Here is a 16,230-nt window from a genome sequence, read left to right as displayed (position 1 = left end):
ATGGCGCTGGTCGAGGTCAAAGGCGTATCCAAGCGCTTCGGCGGATTGACCGCTGTCTCCGATGTCGATCTTACGGTCGACGCGGGCGAGGTGCACTGCCTGATCGGTCCCAACGGTGCCGGCAAGAGCACGTTGTTCAAGCTGATCGTGGGTCTTTACCCACCCACCCAGGGCAGCATCCTGTTCGATACCGTCGACATCACCGCCGAGCGTCCATATGCGCGGGTGCAACGGGGCATGAGCATCAAGATGCAGGCTCCGAGCGTGTTCAAGGAACTTCCGGTCCGGCAGAACATTCAAATCGCGCTCCAGGAGCGATTGTCCGGGGCGGAACGCATCACAGAGGAGGATCGCCTGCTGACGCTGCTCAATCTCGGCCCGGACAGCGAAAAGCTCGCGGGGGCACTGTCGCACGGCCAGCAGCAATGGCTTGAAATCGGGATGGCACTGGCGCTGAAGCCGCAGCTCCTGTTGCTGGACGAGCCGACCGCCGGCATGTCTCCCGAGGAAACCTTCAAGACCGGGGAGTTGATCAAGTCGTTCAATGCCGAAGGCATGACTGTGCTTGTCGTCGAGCATGATATGGCCTTCGTGCGTCAGGTCGCCCAGCGCGTCACGGTGCTGCATCTCGGCAAGATATTTGCGCGCGGCAATCTCGAAAACATCCTGCAGGACGAGAAGGTCGCGGAAATCTATCTCGGTAAAACCCATGCCCACTGATCGGATTCTTGACGTATCGGATCTATGGGCGGGATACGGCGCGACGCCGATCCTGCAGGGTGTCACCATGTCGGTCTCGCGCGGCGAGATCGTCGGCGTGATCGGCCGTAACGGGGTCGGCAAGTCAACCCTGATGCGGTGCCTGATCGGCCTGCTGCAGACTTGGCGCGGCACGATCAACTTCATGGATCAGGACGTCACAAAGCTCGAAGCCGACGCGCGGGCGAGGGCGGGCTTCGGCTACATCCCGCAGGGGCGCGACGTCTTTCCGCAGATGACCGTTGAGGAAAACCTCCAGGTCGGCGAGTTGATCGGCGGTCCCGACGGTAAGAAGCTGCCGGAGCTCGTCTATGAGTATTTTCCGCGGCTCAGGGAACGCAGGCGGCAGGTCGCGGGGACCATGTCGGGCGGCGAGCAGCAGCAGCTCGCCATCGGCCGCGCGCTGATCGGCAATCCATCCTTGATGATCCTGGACGAACCGTCTGAGGGCATCCAGCCCTCGATCGTCCAACACATCTGCGGGGCGCTGAGATCGTTCCGGAACGAGCTCGGCACTACGATCATCTTCGTCGAGCAAAATCTCGACACGATCCTGGCGATCGCCGAGCGTTGTTACATCATGGAGAAGGGCAAGATCACGCAGTCGCTGGCAGGCGGCGAGGTCAACGAGCATAATGTCCGCGAGCAGCTTCTGCTCTGAACGGCCACGTCGCACGTTATAAGTCGTCAATAGGGAGGGAATGGACATGGATCTGGGACTCAAGGGAGCAAAGGTTCTCGTTACCGGCAGCACCAGGGGCATCGGCAAGGCGATAGCCGACACCTTCGCGGCGGAAGGTGCAGATGTCGGCATCTGCGCTCGCAACCAGGCCGACGTCGATAGTGCTGTCACCGCGATCAAGGCGAAAGGTGTTGCGGCGTTCGGCAGTTCGGTCGACGTCTCCAATGGGCCGGCGCTCAAGGTCTGGGTCGAGGATATGGCCTCGAAACTTGGCGGGATCGATATCGTCGTTGCCAATGTCAGCGCGCTGTCGATTGGGCAGGACGAGGAGAGCTGGGAGAAGGAGTTCTCCACCGACATGATGGGCACGGTGCGGCTGGTCAATGCGGCGATGCCGTATCTTGAGAAGAGCAAGGCCGCTGCGATCGTCACCATCTCGAGCGTGTCGGGCCGCGAGGTCGACTTCGCCAGCGGCCCCTACGGCACGTTCAAGGCTGCGATCATCCATTACACGCAGGGGCTCGCCTTCCAGCTTGCCGGCAAAGGCATCCGCGCCAACTCGGTCTCCCCCGGCAACACCTATTTCGAGGGCGGTGTCTGGAATCAGATCAAGGACGGCAATCCCGAACTGTACAACACCGCGCTGGCGCTCAATCCTACCGGCCGCATGGGAACGCCGCAGGAGATGGCGAACGGCGCTGTGTTCCTTGCCAGCAAGGCGGCGAGCTTCATCACGGGGGACCAACCTCGTGGTTGATGGTGCCCTCACGCGCGGCGTGCAGTTCTAGGCGCATCTCGAGCAGCGTAGTCACGAGGCCGGCCGTCTGCGGCGCCGGTGGGCGAAGCCATTTCCGACAACAGCAGGGCTGTCAGATGTCAGCAGATCCAATTCACTACAAGTCGATCACCGAACTCTCCGAGCTGTTCCGCCGGGGTGAGCTCCTGCCTTCGAAAGTAACCGAGGCCATATTGAGCCGGATCGCGAAGCTCGATAGCAAGTTTTACGGTTACGCGCTCGTGCTCGCCGAGCGGGCCATGGCGCAAGCGAAGCGCTGTGACGCGGAGCTTGCCAAGGGCGTCTGGCGTGGACCATTGCATGGCGTGCCGATCGGATTGAAGGATCTCTGCTACACCACGTTCGCACCGACCGCAGGCGGCACTACGATCCATGCCAAGTTCGTTCCGTCCTTCAATGCGACGATCGTGGACCGGCTCGAGCACGCCGGTGCCGTCACTCTTGGCAAGCTCAAGATGACCGAGGGCGCCTATACCAGCCACCATCCGAACGATCAGGCGCCGCTCAATCCCTGGGGTGTCGATTACTGGGTCGGCTCCTCGTCAAGCGGATCGGGCGTGGCGACCTCGGTGGGGCTCTGCTTCGGCTCGATCGGCAGCGACACCGGCGGTTCGATCCGGTTTCCGTCGGCGACCTGCGGATTGACCGGCATCAAGCCGACTTGGGGACGCGTCAGCCGCCACGGCGTCTTTCCGCTGGCGGACTCGCTCGACCATATCGGGCCGATGTGTCGAAGCGCTGCCGACGCGGCGGCCATGCTCGGCGTCATCGCAGGTGCCGATGTCAATGACCCCACGGCCCTGCAGGCGCCGGTGCCGAACTATCTGGCCGGCATCGGTGACGGCATCCGGGGCGTACGGATCGGCGTGGACCGCAGCTACATCCAGGACGGGATCGATCCGCAGGTGGTCGCTGCGTTGCTGGAAGCCGAACGCACGCTGGCAGCGCTCGGTGCCGATATCCGCGAGGTCAAGTTCCCGGCCTACGAGAAGCTTGTCAGCATGTGGATCCCGATGTGCTCGATCGAAACGGCGGAGGCGCACCTGGAGACCTATCCGTCGCGAAAATCGGAATACGGCCCCGATCTGGCGCAGCTGATCGAGCAGGGCAGGTCGATGAGCGGTATCGAGATCGCGCAGATCCATCATGAGCGACTGAAGTTCTGCGGAAGTCTCGCCGCCTTGTTCGGCGATATCGACTTGCTGCTGATCCCCACAATGCCTGTGCCGATCCCGACGCTGACCAAGATGGCCGAATACGGTGCCGATCCGCACGTGCTGCTCAGTATCCTGCGCTTCACCGCGGTGTTCGACTTCTCGGGCAGCCCCACTATCACGCTGCCGAACGGGATGGCGTCGGACGGCCTGCCGCTCAGCATGCAGCTGGTGGGTCCGCATCTGTCCGAGGATGTGCTTGCCCGCGCTGGTCATGCCTTCCAGTCGGTAACGGACTGGCATACCCGGCGCGCGCCCATCGAATGAACGGGGTCACGGAATGATACCAAGACGCGCGCGCAATCTCCTAGCCTGCGGAGTCGACTGGCAGATAGGGCTCATTTAGCGAGTCCGACACGAAAGTTGGGTTGGTGAGCCCAGCAGTCAGTCGGCAACCGATATGGCTTGGTCGCAAATGGAGGCAGTTCGCGAACTGATAAGGAAATAGCCGAAAGCTTATCAGTGGTGGCCGGGCGTAGACCGGGTGACCGCTTCCGCCCATCTAGTAGGCTTGAGTTGTCGAAAGTCAGCTATGGCCATGAGCGGAAGTCGGATCGAACCGCATATCGTCGATCTCAGCGGATGCCTGGGTAGGCTTTTGGGGAGCCCGAGAGAGCCCGGACGCCACCGGAATTCAATGACTTCCTGCCGTCAGTAGGACTTGCAGTCAGTTACGGATTGGCGTACGCGGCGCGCTCCGATCGACTGAATCTCGCTCGCAAGCGGCTGCAACCCGTTCGTCATATCGTCGAGACGCTTGCCATTCGGCTCCGGCTATGAAAGCGAGCACTGGAGCACCACCGGCTGAGCTCTTGATGTATTCGGGATCGTTGAGGCTCTCGGCGATCGCGGCTTGCAGCTTCTTTGCGATGTCATCGGGCGCCCCCTTCGGCGGCGCAAAGCCGCGCTCGGCGGTCATGATGACGGGAACGCCGGCTTCCTCGGCCGTGGGTACGCCGGGCAATGATGAGGAACTAGGCTTAGACAGGATTGCGATAGCCCGGAGCTCTGCTTTGTTGGTACCGTGAAGCTTAGGCACTTTGCTCAGGCTGACCAGATGGCCGCTGCCGTTCCGCGATAGGAAATCTCATTCGGCTCGACGCCGGCCGCCTTTGCGAGCATGCAGATGGCCAGATGTCCGTTCGTGCCCGCGCCGTTATGGCCGAACGTGACCGAACCCGGCTTCTTGCGCTGCGCGTCGAGCACGCTTGCGAGGGTCGTGAACGGGCTGTCGTTGCGAACGACGATCACGCTGGGATCGTCGACCACGCGCGCAACCAGACGGATTTCGTCCCATGGTGTACTGGGTCTTTCATCGGCAGAAAGTTGTAGCCGGGGACGTTGACGACCCGATCGCGTAGGCATCGGGGACGGCGCGCGCAATCGCTGCGACCGCGATCTCGCCGCCGGCACCGGGCTTGTTGACGACGACAAATCTCGCGTTCCCGCCAAGTCTTTTCTCGACGAAGGGAAGAAGCTTGCGGGCCATCACGTCGGTCCCGCCACCCGCGGCGAAGCCAACGACGACTTCGACCGGGTTGTCGTCGGGCCATGCGGCCCAGGCCGTCCCCGACGCGGTCAGGCCAAGAATCAGAACTACCGTCTGCACCGTCCAGAGCATGAAGGTTATCCTTTCGCTATCGATGCGACGCCATCAACCGACCGGCGACGGGAAGGCGCGCAACCAGGACACAGCCGCTCTCGGATTCAGTGATGTAGAGGCTCTTGTTGTCGGGACCGCCATAGGCCACGTTGGTGGTGGCGAGCCCTTCGCAGGAGCGGATCCGATAGAGCGGCTCGCCCAGGCGGCTGAAAATCCAGTCGGTACCAAGACCGGCGTGAGCAATGGCAAGGTTGTCCTGCTCGTCTATCGCAAGGCCATCGGGCCCGCCGAGGCTCCCGGACAGTTGAATGAAGATGCCGACCTTCGATGCCGTGCCGTCGGGCATCAGCGGTATCCGCCAGATCGCATTGCCCCTTGTGGCGGCCACGTAGAGGATGTGTTCGCTGCCGTTGAGCACGAGGCCGTTCGGGCTGGGGACGTTGTTGACGATCTGGTCGAGCGTTCCGTCCACGCGCAGGCGATAGACGCGACCGGTCGGGTTGTGCATGCCGGTCTGGCCCTGGTCGGTGAAATAGATGTCGCCATTGCTGGCAAGGACCAGGTCGTTGATGCCTTTGAAACGCTCCGACCAGCGCCACTCCAGCATGGACGTGACCTTGCCGCTGGCTGGATCGAGCGTCATGAGCCCACGGCGATGGTCCGTGATGACGATCCGCCCGTCGCGCGCGATCTTCAACCCGTTCGGCTCGCCGTCGTACGCCGCTTGGAATGGCATTCAACTGGGACACACCACTGGTGAGCGGCCTTGTGGTCACGGCGGGCGGAGTTGCTTTCACCGGGGCTATGGACGCGTATCTGCGGGCCTCCGTGTAGCTTCCAGCAGGTATCGCATCGCAGACAACTTCTCCACGCGACGCCCTCGCCATCAGGACTGCTCAAGGTGGTCGACCTGATCCCGGTTGCCGTCTCCAGGTCCGCGACGATCGTCCAAGTTCGGCTCGCGATGATCGTGAGGGCGCGCCCTTGGGGACGTTGCAGCGCACCAACTTCGTGCTTCGCGGTGCGCAGCCAGTCGCGTCAGGATGATCGTCTTCGGATGGACGTGCTTCAATTGCGTTCCGATCGCATGTATCGTCGCTAAAGGATCAGCAGCGTGCACCTATTTTTCTTCGACGCGGCCCACCAGCAGAAGCGCGACGGTCGAGACAACCACGCTCAGCATCAGCAGGATCAACCCGAGCCCGAGCGCCAGCGGAAGGTCGCCCTTGCTGGTTTCGAGCACTATCGCGGTCGTCATCGTGCGAGTGAAACCATGTATGTTGCCGCCCACGATGATAATGGCACCGACCTCGGCGATGGCGCGCCCGAATGCGGCTAGGAAGGCTGTCAGCAGCGATGCTCTTCCGAGTGCGAACAGCAAGGCGACGCTGCGCAGGACTGACAAACCGTCGGTACGTGCGAGGTCGCCGTATTCCGCCCAGAGCAATGTGGAGGCTCGGTGAACGAGCGCGACCACGATCGGAGTGGCAAGAAGCGTTTGGGCGATCACCATGGCAGTAGGCGTGAATAGTAGCCCCGCAGTTCCCAAGGGGCCCGAGCGCGAAAGGAATAAGTAGAGCCCGAGACCCACCACGACGGGAGGCAAACCGAGTAGCGCGTTGGCAAAGATGATGAGCGGCTGCCGGCCTGGGAAGCGGGCGATTGCAAGCCAGGCGCCGACGGGAGCGCCGACCGCCAGCGCGACGATGCTGGCCGTTAGACTGACGCGCACCGACAGAGCGACAATCTCGAGAAGCTCAGAATCGCTCTCGCCGATCAGCGAGGCGGCGGCGCGGACCGATCGCGCGAAGTCGTTCATCCCTCCCGCTTCGATGCTTGGCAGAACGTTTCCATGCCGGAGAATGCGGCATCTCCCGCGGATCGTAGCGGTTGCACGAACGGTTGCACCGCTCCGGCCTGTTTGTCGCTGCGGCAGACATCCTCCCCGGCGACCACAAGGGTGCCAAGAACAGTGGCGAGCCTGGGTGTGGGTTCATTCTCGATTTCGATTGCGATACCGACAGGGGCAATCGAAGTGACGCAACGGTTTCGGAGCACCATCGAAAGAGGCGTACTCTCCTGGCCGGACATGGTGAGTTGATCGAAGAGCGCCTCGCCCTCAAGCGGCGCCGGCTCGGGCGTCATCTTGAAGCTCAGCGAGCGCGGCATGAGCCAAGGATCGCCCTCCTCCGGATTGTTGGTTCGCTGCCAAACCATCGTCTTTCGATACCAGAGCGCGCCCCTCACCTGCTTCGGCAGGGAGATGTGGCATGAATGCGGCTCGGAACGGCCTGGCGAGCGCGGCTCCGAGCACACAAGAGACCCTCGCCACGATCGTCTGCCTGGCCCAATGTGACGTCCTCGCAACATCCACCTTCAGATCATTGAGCTGATCTCGACCGATCAGCGTCCACATCGATCGCGAACGACGATCCCATCCTCCAATGACGTTAGACAAACGAATTATATTGCCAATTGAGTGCATTGCTATCGAGCGCAAGTTGCCCAGTTGTCCCTAGGGATTTCGCAGCGCGCATGCATCGAGCCAGATTGTTGCATTCGAGGTTCAAAGGCGCGATGATCGAGATCCGATCTCGCAAGGTTCGCGTGGGAGTGAATGAAAGACTTTTGGCTTTCTTGCGGTCACCACTTGACGGACAGAGACGCCGGTGGCGGCTTGCTCATAACCGATGAGTTTTTGAAGACCTATCTGGCGCGACCGGAACTGATTCCGCCGCCCGAGGCATGTCTGGCTGAACATACGCTGTATGACGCGGTACTCGCCGATCCGCGCCGCCGCGTCGGAGACGAAGAAATTGCAGCGCTGCTCGACGCCGACGCGCGAGAGAACTGGAGCCTCATCATCGCTTTTCGCGATCGTCTCCTGCAGCAGAGAACGCTGGAAGCTGCCTACTTGGATCTTATCCGTCGTGACGTCGGCAAGACGCCACCCCTGTTTCTAAACCAGCTGGTTCAGCTGATCCTCCGCAATGCGCTCGACGGTTGCAATGATCCATTTGTGCTTCGAGCCGCTGAATTGCTGTTTCGTCGGCAACGGTTGACGGTGCATGAAGCTTCGTTGATCGCCGCCGACGACGAGACCATCGCCGATACCGACAATGCAACGTTGTCGCCGCTGATAGCCATGCTCGATTCCCCGACGGGGGCGAAGATCGATGTCATGGTCGAGGATACTGCGCATACCTACTGGGAGCGTAGCGATGCGTTTGACATGGCGCTCGATCTTACCGCTGGACAGCCCGGATTGGCAAAGCTCGGTGAAGTGATGAAGCGCTGGATCAAACATATGCTCGCGATCGATGTCGAGATCGAGCCGCTGACCGAAATGCGCGACGTCACGTTTAACTGGTATTTGGGCCTGGATGCAGTCGGTACGCAAATTGGCGATACTTTATGGAATGCCGGCTCCCTTGACCCGAGAAGCGAGGCCAGTATCGTCGGTCTCTACCAGCTGAAGTTCGGTGACCCCACGGTGGTCGTCGAAAAGATCGGATCGGAGCCGGTCTACCTGATCCTGGCGATGACACCTGACAAAATGCTTCATATGAAGCCGCAGAATCTCTTGATCGGCTTGCCGATCCGGAATTCGACACTGATAAGTTGACGTGACTGCCGGTTGACGTTCCCTGTCAAAGCAGATCCGCCACAATCGACCGGAATGCGATGCAGGTGCGGATCTGCCGCAAGAGATATCCGACGATCTTATTTGAACCCAATGTATGAGCAGAAGTTTGGTCGCGGAGATTTGATTTTCAAAGCGAAGCCGACCTCATTCGGGTGACACCAGCCGTGCATTCGCGCCAATTCATTCGATGACGATACGCGGCGCGGGCTTGTTTGCTCGTCCCGTTGACAGTGCCAACCAGACTTGACGGGCGATTCCGATGTAGCGTTTGGCGTGAACGCTGTCGGGCTCGGTCGCAACGATCGGACGCCCGTCATCCGACGTCATGCGAATTTGAATGTCCAGGGGTACCTCGCCCAGGAACGGCGCACCGATCTTTTCGGCCTCGATCCGCGCGCCGCCATGGCCGAAGATCGGCGATAGGTGGCCGCAATCGGGACAGCAAAAGCTCGACATGTTCTCGATCACGCCGAGCAATGGCACATTGACTTTCCGGAACATGGCGATGCCGCGCCTGGTGTCTATCAACGCAATGTCCTGCGGCGTCGAGACAATCACCGCGCCCGCGAGCGGCGTCTGTTGTGCCATCGTGAGTGACGCATCGCCGGTGCCCGGCGGGAGATCGACGACGAGCACGTCCAGATCGCCCCACGCGACTCCGCGCAGCATCTGGGTGATGGCTGATATCACCATCGGCCCGCGCCAGATCATTGCGAGGTCTTCCTCGACCAAAAAGCCGATCGACATGACCTTCACGCCGTACCGCTCCATCGGCTTCAGCGTGCGCGCGCCGATCAACCGTGGCTTGCCACGCAGCCCGAACAGTTTTGGCTGTGAAGGGCCGTAGATATCCGCATCGAGGATACCGACCTTCAGCCCGAGCGCGGCGAATCCAAGCGCGAGATTGCACGACGTCGTGGACTTTCCGACACCGCCCTTGCCGGAGGCGACCGCGACAATATGCTTGATACTTGGAATACCGGTTGGCTTCGACGTCGCGCGCGCCCTTGCTTCGGTCTCGGTAACGGACACACAAATCTCCTGACTGACTTGCTGCCGCGCGTTTGACGGTGTTCGTGACTACTTGATCGGATTGTCCTTGCCCGCCTCGCGAGCGCGCAAGTAATCCTCGGTGGTCACGGTCGGCGGCCGCGGCACCGCATGAGGGTCGAAACTTTCGTTGACGACGGCCTCGACGCGGCAGTCCTCGCACATCTTTACGACATTGATGCGCCGTGCATTGGCACCGGTAAACATCCAGTGCTTTTCCTCAAGCTTGGCGACCACACGTTCGATTGTGCTTTTCGTGCCGAACGGCTTGCCGCACCCGATGCAATGGAACGGATCCTCTTCCTTCAACACGCGCTGCGGCGCGTTCCACGCCTGGAAATCGAGCCGCGGCTGCAGTGTAATGGCCTCCTCGGGACAGGTCGCTTCGCACAGCCCGCATTGGACACAGATGCTTTCAGTAAAGCGCAGCATTGCGCGGTCTGGATTGTCCGACAGTGCCCCGGAGGGGCAAGCGGTCACACAGGCATGACAGAGCGTGCAGCTCTCGACATTCAGCAACACACCGCCGAACGGCGCGGCGGGCGCAAGTGCCACGATATCGACGGACACAGGCGCCGCGAGATGCAGTTCGCGAAAAACCGTCTCGAGCAAGCCGCGCTTGGCGCCGCGCGGAACGAAGGTGGCGGGCTTTTGGGTTGCAACGCCAACCGGCGCTGCGTCCAGCATGGCACGGAGTTGGTCGGGGTCATCGGTCTGGATGATGCGGACCAGTCCATCGCCGAAGCCGAGCGCTGCGACAATGGTTCCCGTGGTCTCAACAACTCGCCGCAGGCTGAGAGGATCGTGGCGGGGTTTTGCGCGCGTCAGCAACGCGACGCCGGCTGCGCCGTAAGCGAACAGCGCGGCAATTGCCTCAGGCCCGATCTGCGTGACTTCGTTGACCTGGACCGGGAGCACGTTTGCCGGCAGGCCGTCGCCGAATCGCGCCAGCGCGTCGATGAGCGGCGCGCCATGGTCGCCATCATGAAGCAGCACGATGGCATTGATGCCGCCAGCGTTGCGATAGGCCTGCACCAGCGTGCGTAACCGTCGCATCAGCGCATCTGCGGTCGGCAGCGCATAGGATGCCGCCCCGGTCGGGCAGGCCGCTGCGCAGGAGCCACATCCTGCGCAGACGGCGGGGTCGATTGCCACCGCGTTGCCGTCCGGCGTGATGGCGCCAGTCGGACAGAGGTCAAGACAACGCGTACAGCCGGTGATTCCGGAGCGCGAATGGGCACAGAGCGATTCGTCCAACTCTATAAAGCGCGGCTTATCGAACGTGCCGACCAGATGGCCCGCGTCCGCGATTATTTTTTCGACCGCGGCGCGGTCACGGGGATCGGCTCGTAGATAGCCGGGCCGCAATTCGTGGGCTGGAAACATCGGCGAGCCACCGCTCAGATCCAGTACGATGTCGCAGGTCGAGACCGCGCCATTGCGCGGGACTCCGAACTCCAGCCGGCGGTGCGACGAAGGCGCGGGAAACGCATAGTCGTCGATCGTCAGTTCAAACTGGCCGAGATGCCCACATCCGTTGCGCACGGTGCCCTTCAGGACCGGAAAAACGTTTGAGTGGCGAGGGGTCACGTCGCCGGGTTTGGTCAGAAGCACGGTGATGTCAAGACGGTCGGTAAGTCGGCGACCGACCTCGATCGCGACCTCGTCGTGGCCGTAGATCAGAGCGACGCCGTTGCTTTCGAGCGTCACCAGCGCGACGCGGGGCGAATTTTCGGCCGCCGCTGCGATCAACGCCGCAGCTTTCGGACCAGCCGCGGCCGCATCCTTCGACCATCCCGCAGCCTCTCGAATGTTGACGAAGGTGAGCGCTGAGGAGCGGACGAGATCTTCCGCAAGGTCCCGGAACAAGGGTGCTTCCTGGGTACAGGCGACGGTAATAGGTGCGCCCTCGGCGAGTGCCGCCTTGAACCGGTCGATTTCGAGCCCGCAGAGCTGGTCTGCTTGGGTGATCCGCCCTGTACAGACGCGGCCAATCGCCCGCGCGTCCAGCGGCATGGTTTTCTCGCAGGTGCAGATCATCAGATGAGGTGTGGTATCACCCATCGTTTCCTCCCGCGGCGGCGGTCCTTACAATCGGCATGGCTAGACTTCCATGCTTCGATGCGACCCGAATTTCGAGACGTCGTCTGCTTGACCTCGGTATCATACCTGCGCAGATAACGCACACAGGACATTTTGCAATGGAGCCGCGAGCGTTTGCGACTTTCGATCAATAGGTACCGAGGAGGATGGGTCGCATGATGTCGCGAGTCAATGAGGCCGAGCGGGCGCTCGACCTGCCGCCCGGTTATACTGCGGTCTTGTTGCGCGAGAGCGGTGACGCGTTTGCTCATGGCCTGGCAATTGCGGCGCAAGCTGGCGCCGGAACGCTGATCTCGGTCGGGCGCTACGACCTCGTCGAACTTGCCGTCGTGCTGGAACCCGCCGAGCCACTGGTATCAGCGCGGCGTGCGCTATTTGTCGGAATGAATGCGACCGCCGATGCCATCGCGGCGCATTGTCCACCCGAGCGGGAAGTCAATTTTGCGTGGCCCGATTCAATTTCCTTCGATGGCGGACTGCTGGGCGGGGTGCGTCTCGGCTGGCCCGAAGACTGCGCCGAGACCGACGTGCCGGCCTGGCTGGTGCTGGGTGTCATGCTGCGCGCGGTGGATCTAGTCAATATCGAGCCTGGCGCGATGCCGGGCACCGTATCGCTGATGGGAGAAGGTTTCGAGATGGTTCAAGCGGATGCAATCGTGGGAAGCTTCGCACGGCATCTGATGGTTGGTTTCGATCAATGGAACGAAGCTGGGTTCGATCCTGTCGCCAGCAACTACCTCGCGCGGCTACCCAAGAACAAGGCCGGCGAGCGGCGTGGCATCGATCGCAACGGCGACCTTCTCGTTAAAGCGCCGCTCGATATGGGCGCGCCGGATCGGACCAGCCTTCTCGATGGTCTCTCTCGCGCGGCGTGGTATGATCCTGCCCTCCGCGGCCCCAAGCTCGCTTGAGACGAAGATGCTGAAGCTTCCGCGCACCATCAGGCTCGATCCGTCGGACACGTTCGTGTTTGAACGCGCTGCTGATCCAGGCGAATGGGCCGTCTCGGGGGCGTTCGTGTTCGGAGACTGCAACGATCCAACCGCCCTCGGCCAGAAGCAACGTGTCGCCTTGCGCTCGGGTTTCCTTGGTATCGAAAGTCTCGGCTGGTCTACGCTTGCCATCATAACCGAGGCGACCGAAGCGGATATGCAAGGTGCTGTCGAGCGTCTTGCCGCGCATTTGCTCGCGCAATTCGGCGCGCCGGATCCTCAGGCTGCTCGCGTCGCGGCGGAAGAAGAGGTCGCCTTTGCGGCTTCGCTCTGCGATCATTCGCCGCAGACGCTGCTCGCGGTGCAGCGCAGTGTCGAGAATGGCGAGATGCGCGAGCGCTTCCGCACATTGAAGCCACGCCAATCAGCGCTGGGAGCCGATCGGCTGCATGCGTATACGCGCGCCTTCACTTTCCTTGAGATCGAAGACGAAGAGGTGTCTGCTGACCAAGTCGATCTTCTCGGTTTGATAAAAACCGATCGCACGTGAGAAGCGCCATCGACGGCGATTGGTCTGACGCATCTCAAGGTTTTCACTGCGGAACTCGCTTAAGAGGGCTCCGCGGCGAATATTCCAAGCAAGCAATCTATCCAAGCAAGCAATCTAGATGGCCCGGCTGACGAGCGTCGGCGCCATACCTTGTCTTGAAAAATGCTTGGTTCTAGTTCATCCCGATGAGATTGTGTCCGGGGTCGCCGACACGCGCGCCGCTTGTCGAAAATGCGACGTCGACCGTTTCCTGTTGCGTATGGAGGACATAGAACGCCCCAACCCCGATCGCTGCCGTGCAAATCACTGCCGCAATAAAAGCCTTCATGACGCCACCTCCAGAGGATGATACTTCAAAAAGGTAGTGCAAGCAGGGTGCAACACAAGAGAGGTTAAACGCAAGAGAGCTTATTGTCATACTTGCCTGCTTCCATCGAATTGATGATCTTTTGACTGCGAAAGAGCGCCCGTCCCGACTGTCGCCGAAGTGGAACCGCGAAATGAGCCAGACGAACGCTAAGCCACCTTGGCCGGTTGAAATTCGCCTTGCGAAAGATCGTCGTACGCTAAATGTTGTGTTCGACGATGGTGCATCATTCGACCTTTCCGCAGAATTGCTGCGCGTGACAAGTCCCTCTGCCGAAGTCCAAGGTCATTCCGAATCCGAGCGCAAGACGATCGGTGGCAAACGGAATGTTGGGATCCTTTCAGTCGATCCTGTTGGCAACTATGCCGTACGCCTCGGCTTCGATGACATGCACACGACCGGCATATTTTCCTGGGCACTCTTGCATGAGGTCGGGCGCGATGCCGGGCGGCTCTTCCAGGCGTATCTGGATGATCTTGCCGCGAAGGGTCTCGATCGTGACAAGCCGGGCGCCCGTTAGCAGTTCGGATGTGGTTTCCCACTGCCTTGGCATATTGGCCGTCTCGCCCCATATGCCGATAAGCAAGAGCGCAAAGCGGTGAGGCCGGAGTGTCGGTCTCGGCGCAGCTCTAGAACAGGAGACACGCATGCCGGACATCGCATCTCAGTCGAGTGCACGGGAGCTTGCACAGAAGCGCAAGGACTTATCACCCGACGCCGAGGCGGCTTTTCAAAACTTCAGCCAGACGGTTTTCGCGGATGGTGCGCTGCCTGCCAAGGTTAAGCAGATCATCGCCGTCGCAGTGGCCCATGTCACCCAATGCCCTTACTGCATCAAGGGCCATACGAAGGCGGCACTACGGCACGGCGCCTCGCAAGAAGAACTGATGGAGGCGATCTGGGTCGCCGCGGAAATGCGAGCGGGAGCGGCTTACGCTCATTCGCTTCTCGCCATTGAGGAAATGAAAAAAGCCGGAACTGCGACGCGGGCGTGAGCGGCTGGCTCGCTCGGCGCGCCAATTGGATTGTCTTCGGTGTGATAATTCGAACCGTTTTCTATGAGCGGCGCGGAAGCTGGGTCCGTTAGCCAGGGCGTTCGAAGACGAGGTTTCGGCGAGGCCAGATTAGAGCGTCTCCTGGAGGGCTTCGAGGGCTTCGCTCGACATGATGGTGTTCACGCCTGGGAAAGTGCTATGTATGAAATCGCAGAATCTCTTGATTAAACGTTCGTTCTAAAATCTGGAGGCCGCCCCGTGAACATAGTGGCGCCGCTCCTGCGGATTCCCATCGGCATCGTTGTCGAACGATCCAAGGCAAATTCGCCGTGGTGTGAATTTATCTGGCGCCCGACCGCCGTGCTTGGCGGCATCCCGGACGTGGACCCATGGACGCAGCTTGCGAGCGAAGAAGATACCGTGACCTTCTACGTCGGTGCGGCGGAGATCGAGCTTTACCGCACGGAAACGGAAAATTACCGCAATAATCTCGTCTCGGCCGCGCCCTCAGTATGGGTTGCGCTGCTCTCAGCCGCAGGCGAGCGCCCGTATGAGATTGCCGCTGTCACGGCGGACCCAGCGGAAGGGGAAGCTTTGACAGAACCGGGCCAGGGAATCGTGGAAGCCGTGCCGATGCCCGACTCGGTGCGAGATACCATTGCCTCGTTTATCGCCGAGCACCATGTCGAGCGGACCTTCGTGAAGCGCAAGCGCAATCGTGCCGATCCGGAAGCGCTGGCACGGCGTGGCCCGCAATACAGGAGCGACGATGAGTAACGATCCGGATTTTCTTGTGCGATGGTCCCGTCGCAAGCGCGACGCAGCTACGGTCAAGATCAGGCAAACGAAGCAGATCGAGGCCTCTGATAGCGTGGCGTCTGAGACCACTGCTGCTTCTCTTGCGCTGGGCGAAGATAGACTGCCATTCGACCCCGCGAGTTTGCCTGCAATCGAATCCATCGGCACCGAAACCCAGCATCCGCGCTTTCCTCGAAACCGGGGTGCCTGACGACTTGGCACGTGCGGCGCTTCGTCGCGTGTGGTCGATAGATCCGGCAATCCGCGACTTTGTCGGTTTGTCGGAGAACTCGTGGGACTTCAACGCACCTGGTGCGATGGCCGGCTTCGGACCAATCGACGGGGAGGAGGCCGGACGACTTTTGACCCGGCTCTTACGAGAGCCGGACACCGGAGCTGTTGCGGCGCACCGGCCTGTCATATCGTCGCCAGCGGGTGATGCTCAAAAGTCGGCAGGCGTACCCGATCCAGTCGAGGATCAGGCATCCAGCGCGGAATCGACGACGCCGGTTTCGGCTAAAGCTCGGCAGCCGGACTTCGAAGAGAGCGATGTGGCCAGCGACGTAACGCAATATGGCAGGGCCGTTGCTCCGCAGTCCGAATTGACCACATCGGTAGACCTTTCTCCAGCCTTACGCCGGGGTCATGGCGGCGCTTTGCCGCAGCTGCGAAATATCAGAGAGAGAGATGGCACCGAGTGAGTTTTCACTCCCTCGAGTTTAGAAACGAGCGGAA

The 16,230-nt window shown here is 61.1% G+C and carries 19 protein-coding genes and 2 pseudogenes; 12 read left to right on the top strand and 9 right to left on the bottom strand.

Going from position 1 to position 16,230, the window contains the following annotated elements; all coding sequences use genetic code 11:
* The 4 genes and pseudogenes from ACVWW3_RS19590 to ACVWW3_RS19575 all read left to right on the top strand — a co-directional run bounded on the left by ACVWW3_RS19590 (position 1) and on the right by ACVWW3_RS19575 (position 3,718).
* Positions 1-720, top strand: a complete 720-nt coding sequence (locus ACVWW3_RS19590; protein WP_247341524.1) for an ABC transporter ATP-binding protein — start codon at positions 1-3, stop codon at positions 718-720.
* Positions 710-1,420: an ABC transporter ATP-binding protein gene (locus ACVWW3_RS19585; RefSeq protein WP_456648956.1), complete on the top strand. Its 711-nt coding sequence runs from the start codon at positions 710-712 to the stop codon at positions 1,418-1,420. The genes ACVWW3_RS19590 and ACVWW3_RS19585 overlap by 11 nt, the downstream gene beginning before the upstream one ends.
* Before the next feature lie 46 nt (positions 1,421-1,466).
* Positions 1,467-2,229, top strand: a pseudogene (locus ACVWW3_RS19580) (SDR family NAD(P)-dependent oxidoreductase).
* Between the two features lie 85 nt (positions 2,230-2,314).
* Complete coding sequence (locus ACVWW3_RS19575; protein ID WP_247444014.1) at positions 2,315-3,718, top strand: amidase; 1,404 nt, start codon at positions 2,315-2,317, stop codon at positions 3,716-3,718.
* A gap of 400 nt (positions 3,719-4,118) precedes the next feature.
* Here the strand turns inward: ACVWW3_RS19575 and ACVWW3_RS19570 are convergent, their stop codons facing one another.
* The 6 genes from ACVWW3_RS19570 to ACVWW3_RS19545 all read right to left on the bottom strand — a co-directional run bounded on the left by ACVWW3_RS19570 (position 4,119) and on the right by ACVWW3_RS19545 (position 7,223).
* Positions 4,119-4,490: a tripartite tricarboxylate transporter substrate-binding protein gene (locus ACVWW3_RS19570; protein WP_354045463.1), complete on the bottom strand. Its 372-nt coding sequence runs from the start codon at positions 4,488-4,490 to the stop codon at positions 4,119-4,121.
* A 5-nt stretch (positions 4,491-4,495) separates the two neighbouring features.
* Positions 4,496-4,816 (bottom strand): tripartite tricarboxylate transporter substrate-binding protein, encoded by a 321-nt coding sequence (locus tag ACVWW3_RS19565; RefSeq protein ID WP_456648957.1) that lies wholly within the window; start codon positions 4,814-4,816, stop codon positions 4,496-4,498.
* Positions 4,764-5,072, bottom strand: coding sequence for a tripartite tricarboxylate transporter substrate-binding protein (locus ACVWW3_RS19560; protein ID WP_354104721.1), 309 nt, complete (start codon positions 5,070-5,072; stop codon positions 4,764-4,766). The genes ACVWW3_RS19565 and ACVWW3_RS19560 overlap by 53 nt, the downstream gene beginning before the upstream one ends.
* Positions 5,073-5,088: 16 nt before the next feature.
* A complete protein-coding gene (locus ACVWW3_RS19555; RefSeq protein ID WP_456648958.1) occupies positions 5,089-5,790 on the bottom strand; it encodes an SMP-30/gluconolactonase/LRE family protein in 702 nt (233 codons plus the stop codon).
* Between the two features lie 384 nt (positions 5,791-6,174).
* Complete coding sequence (locus tag ACVWW3_RS19550; RefSeq protein ID WP_456648959.1) at positions 6,175-6,873, bottom strand: ABC transporter permease; 699 nt, start codon at positions 6,871-6,873, stop codon at positions 6,175-6,177.
* The gene (locus ACVWW3_RS19545) at positions 6,870-7,223 is read right to left on the bottom strand and encodes a hypothetical protein (protein ID WP_456648960.1); all 354 of its coding nucleotides are present in this window, start codon (positions 7,221-7,223) and stop codon (positions 6,870-6,872) included. The genes ACVWW3_RS19550 and ACVWW3_RS19545 overlap by 4 nt, the downstream gene beginning before the upstream one ends.
* A gap of 448 nt (positions 7,224-7,671) precedes the next feature.
* On the opposite strand from ACVWW3_RS19545, the gene ACVWW3_RS19540 reads away from it, so the two are divergent.
* Positions 7,672-8,679 carry a DUF6352 family protein gene (locus ACVWW3_RS19540; RefSeq protein ID WP_456648961.1) on the top strand — a complete coding sequence of 336 codons (1,008 nt, stop codon included), beginning with the start codon at positions 7,672-7,674 and terminating at the stop codon, positions 8,677-8,679.
* A gap of 201 nt (positions 8,680-8,880) precedes the next feature.
* Here the strand turns inward: ACVWW3_RS19540 and ACVWW3_RS19535 are convergent.
* Together ACVWW3_RS19535 and ACVWW3_RS19530 are read right to left on the bottom strand one after the other, a co-directional pair.
* Positions 8,881-9,678 (bottom strand): annotated as a pseudogene (locus tag ACVWW3_RS19535) (Mrp/NBP35 family ATP-binding protein); the annotation flags it as partial.
* Positions 9,679-9,780: 102 nt separating this feature from the next.
* A complete protein-coding gene (locus ACVWW3_RS19530) occupies positions 9,781-11,766 on the bottom strand; it encodes a 4Fe-4S binding protein (RefSeq protein ID WP_456649791.1) in 1,986 nt (661 codons plus the stop codon).
* Positions 11,767-12,008: 242 nt separating this feature from the next.
* Here ACVWW3_RS19530 and ACVWW3_RS19525 point away from each other — a divergent pair, with 242 nt between their 5' ends.
* Complete coding sequence (locus ACVWW3_RS19525) at positions 12,009-12,764, top strand: biotin/lipoate--protein ligase family protein (RefSeq protein WP_456648962.1); 756 nt, start codon at positions 12,009-12,011, stop codon at positions 12,762-12,764.
* A 7-nt stretch (positions 12,765-12,771) separates the two neighbouring features.
* Positions 12,772-13,335, top strand: a complete 564-nt coding sequence (locus tag ACVWW3_RS19520) for a DUF6505 family protein (protein ID WP_456649792.1) — start codon at positions 12,772-12,774, stop codon at positions 13,333-13,335.
* 172 nt (positions 13,336-13,507) lie between these two features.
* On the opposite strand, the gene ACVWW3_RS19515 is transcribed toward ACVWW3_RS19520, so the two are convergent.
* A complete protein-coding gene (locus ACVWW3_RS19515; protein ID WP_456648963.1) occupies positions 13,508-13,663 on the bottom strand; it encodes a hypothetical protein in 156 nt (51 codons plus the stop codon).
* A 172-nt stretch (positions 13,664-13,835) separates the two neighbouring features.
* On the opposite strand from ACVWW3_RS19515, the gene ACVWW3_RS19510 reads away from it, so the two are divergent.
* The 5 genes from ACVWW3_RS19510 to ACVWW3_RS19490 all read left to right on the top strand — a co-directional run bounded on the left by ACVWW3_RS19510 (position 13,836) and on the right by ACVWW3_RS19490 (position 16,196).
* Positions 13,836-14,222 carry a gamma-butyrobetaine hydroxylase-like domain-containing protein gene (locus ACVWW3_RS19510; RefSeq protein WP_456648964.1) on the top strand — a complete coding sequence of 129 codons (387 nt, stop codon included), beginning with the start codon at positions 13,836-13,838 and terminating at the stop codon, positions 14,220-14,222.
* 127 nt (positions 14,223-14,349) lie between these two features.
* Positions 14,350-14,697, top strand: coding sequence for a carboxymuconolactone decarboxylase family protein (locus ACVWW3_RS19505; RefSeq protein WP_456648965.1), 348 nt, complete (start codon positions 14,350-14,352; stop codon positions 14,695-14,697).
* A gap of 258 nt (positions 14,698-14,955) precedes the next feature.
* Positions 14,956-15,474 carry a DUF3305 domain-containing protein gene (locus tag ACVWW3_RS19500; protein ID WP_456648966.1) on the top strand — a complete coding sequence of 173 codons (519 nt, stop codon included), beginning with the start codon at positions 14,956-14,958 and terminating at the stop codon, positions 15,472-15,474.
* The gene (locus ACVWW3_RS19495; RefSeq protein WP_456672076.1) at positions 15,467-15,706 is read left to right on the top strand and encodes a hypothetical protein; all 240 of its coding nucleotides are present in this window, start codon (positions 15,467-15,469) and stop codon (positions 15,704-15,706) included. The genes ACVWW3_RS19500 and ACVWW3_RS19495 overlap by 8 nt, the downstream gene beginning before the upstream one ends.
* Entirely contained in the window at positions 15,699-16,196 is a 498-nt protein-coding gene (locus ACVWW3_RS19490) for a hypothetical protein (RefSeq protein ID WP_456672075.1), read from the top strand. Before ACVWW3_RS19495 ends, ACVWW3_RS19490 begins: the two co-directional genes overlap by 8 nt.
* Positions 16,197-16,230 lie beyond the last annotated feature (34 nt).

Source organism: Bradyrhizobium sp. LM2.9 (assembly GCF_054056555.1).
The sequence above is the reverse complement of the archived record's forward strand: the minus strand, read 5'-3'. Positions and strand labels throughout refer to the sequence as shown.

Coding starts and splice junctions, on each gene's coding strand:
- ACVWW3_RS19590 (WP_247341524.1), top strand. CDS start 1: ATGGCGCTGGTCGAGGTCAAAGGCGTATCCAAGCGCTTCGGCGGATTG.
- ACVWW3_RS19585 (WP_456648956.1), top strand. CDS start 710: ATGCCCACTGATCGGATTCTTGACGTATCGGATCTATGGGCGGGATAC.
- ACVWW3_RS19575 (WP_247444014.1), top strand. CDS start 2,315: ATGTCAGCAGATCCAATTCACTACAAGTCGATCACCGAACTCTCCGAG.
- ACVWW3_RS19565 (WP_456648957.1), bottom strand. CDS start 4,816: ATGCCTACGCGATCGGGTCGTCAACGTCCCCGGCTACAACTTTCTGCC.
- ACVWW3_RS19560 (WP_354104721.1), bottom strand. CDS start 5,072: ATGCTCTGGACGGTGCAGACGGTAGTTCTGATTCTTGGCCTGACCGCG.
- ACVWW3_RS19555 (WP_456648958.1), bottom strand. CDS start 5,790: ATGCCATTCCAAGCGGCGTACGACGGCGAGCCGAACGGGTTGAAGATC.
- ACVWW3_RS19550 (WP_456648959.1), bottom strand. CDS start 6,873: ATGAACGACTTCGCGCGATCGGTCCGCGCCGCCGCCTCGCTGATCGGC.
- ACVWW3_RS19545 (WP_456648960.1), bottom strand. CDS start 7,223: ATGCCGCGCTCGCTGAGCTTCAAGATGACGCCCGAGCCGGCGCCGCTT.
- ACVWW3_RS19540 (WP_456648961.1), top strand. CDS start 7,672: ATGAAAGACTTTTGGCTTTCTTGCGGTCACCACTTGACGGACAGAGAC.
- ACVWW3_RS19530 (WP_456649791.1), bottom strand. CDS start 11,766: ATGCCGCTGGACGCGCGGGCGATTGGCCGCGTCTGTACAGGGCGGATC.
- ACVWW3_RS19525 (WP_456648962.1), top strand. CDS start 12,009: ATGATGTCGCGAGTCAATGAGGCCGAGCGGGCGCTCGACCTGCCGCCC.
- ACVWW3_RS19520 (WP_456649792.1), top strand. CDS start 12,772: ATGCTGAAGCTTCCGCGCACCATCAGGCTCGATCCGTCGGACACGTTC.
- ACVWW3_RS19515 (WP_456648963.1), bottom strand. CDS start 13,663: ATGAAGGCTTTTATTGCGGCAGTGATTTGCACGGCAGCGATCGGGGTT.
- ACVWW3_RS19510 (WP_456648964.1), top strand. CDS start 13,836: ATGAGCCAGACGAACGCTAAGCCACCTTGGCCGGTTGAAATTCGCCTT.
- ACVWW3_RS19505 (WP_456648965.1), top strand. CDS start 14,350: ATGCCGGACATCGCATCTCAGTCGAGTGCACGGGAGCTTGCACAGAAG.
- ACVWW3_RS19495 (WP_456672076.1), top strand. CDS start 15,467: ATGAGTAACGATCCGGATTTTCTTGTGCGATGGTCCCGTCGCAAGCGC.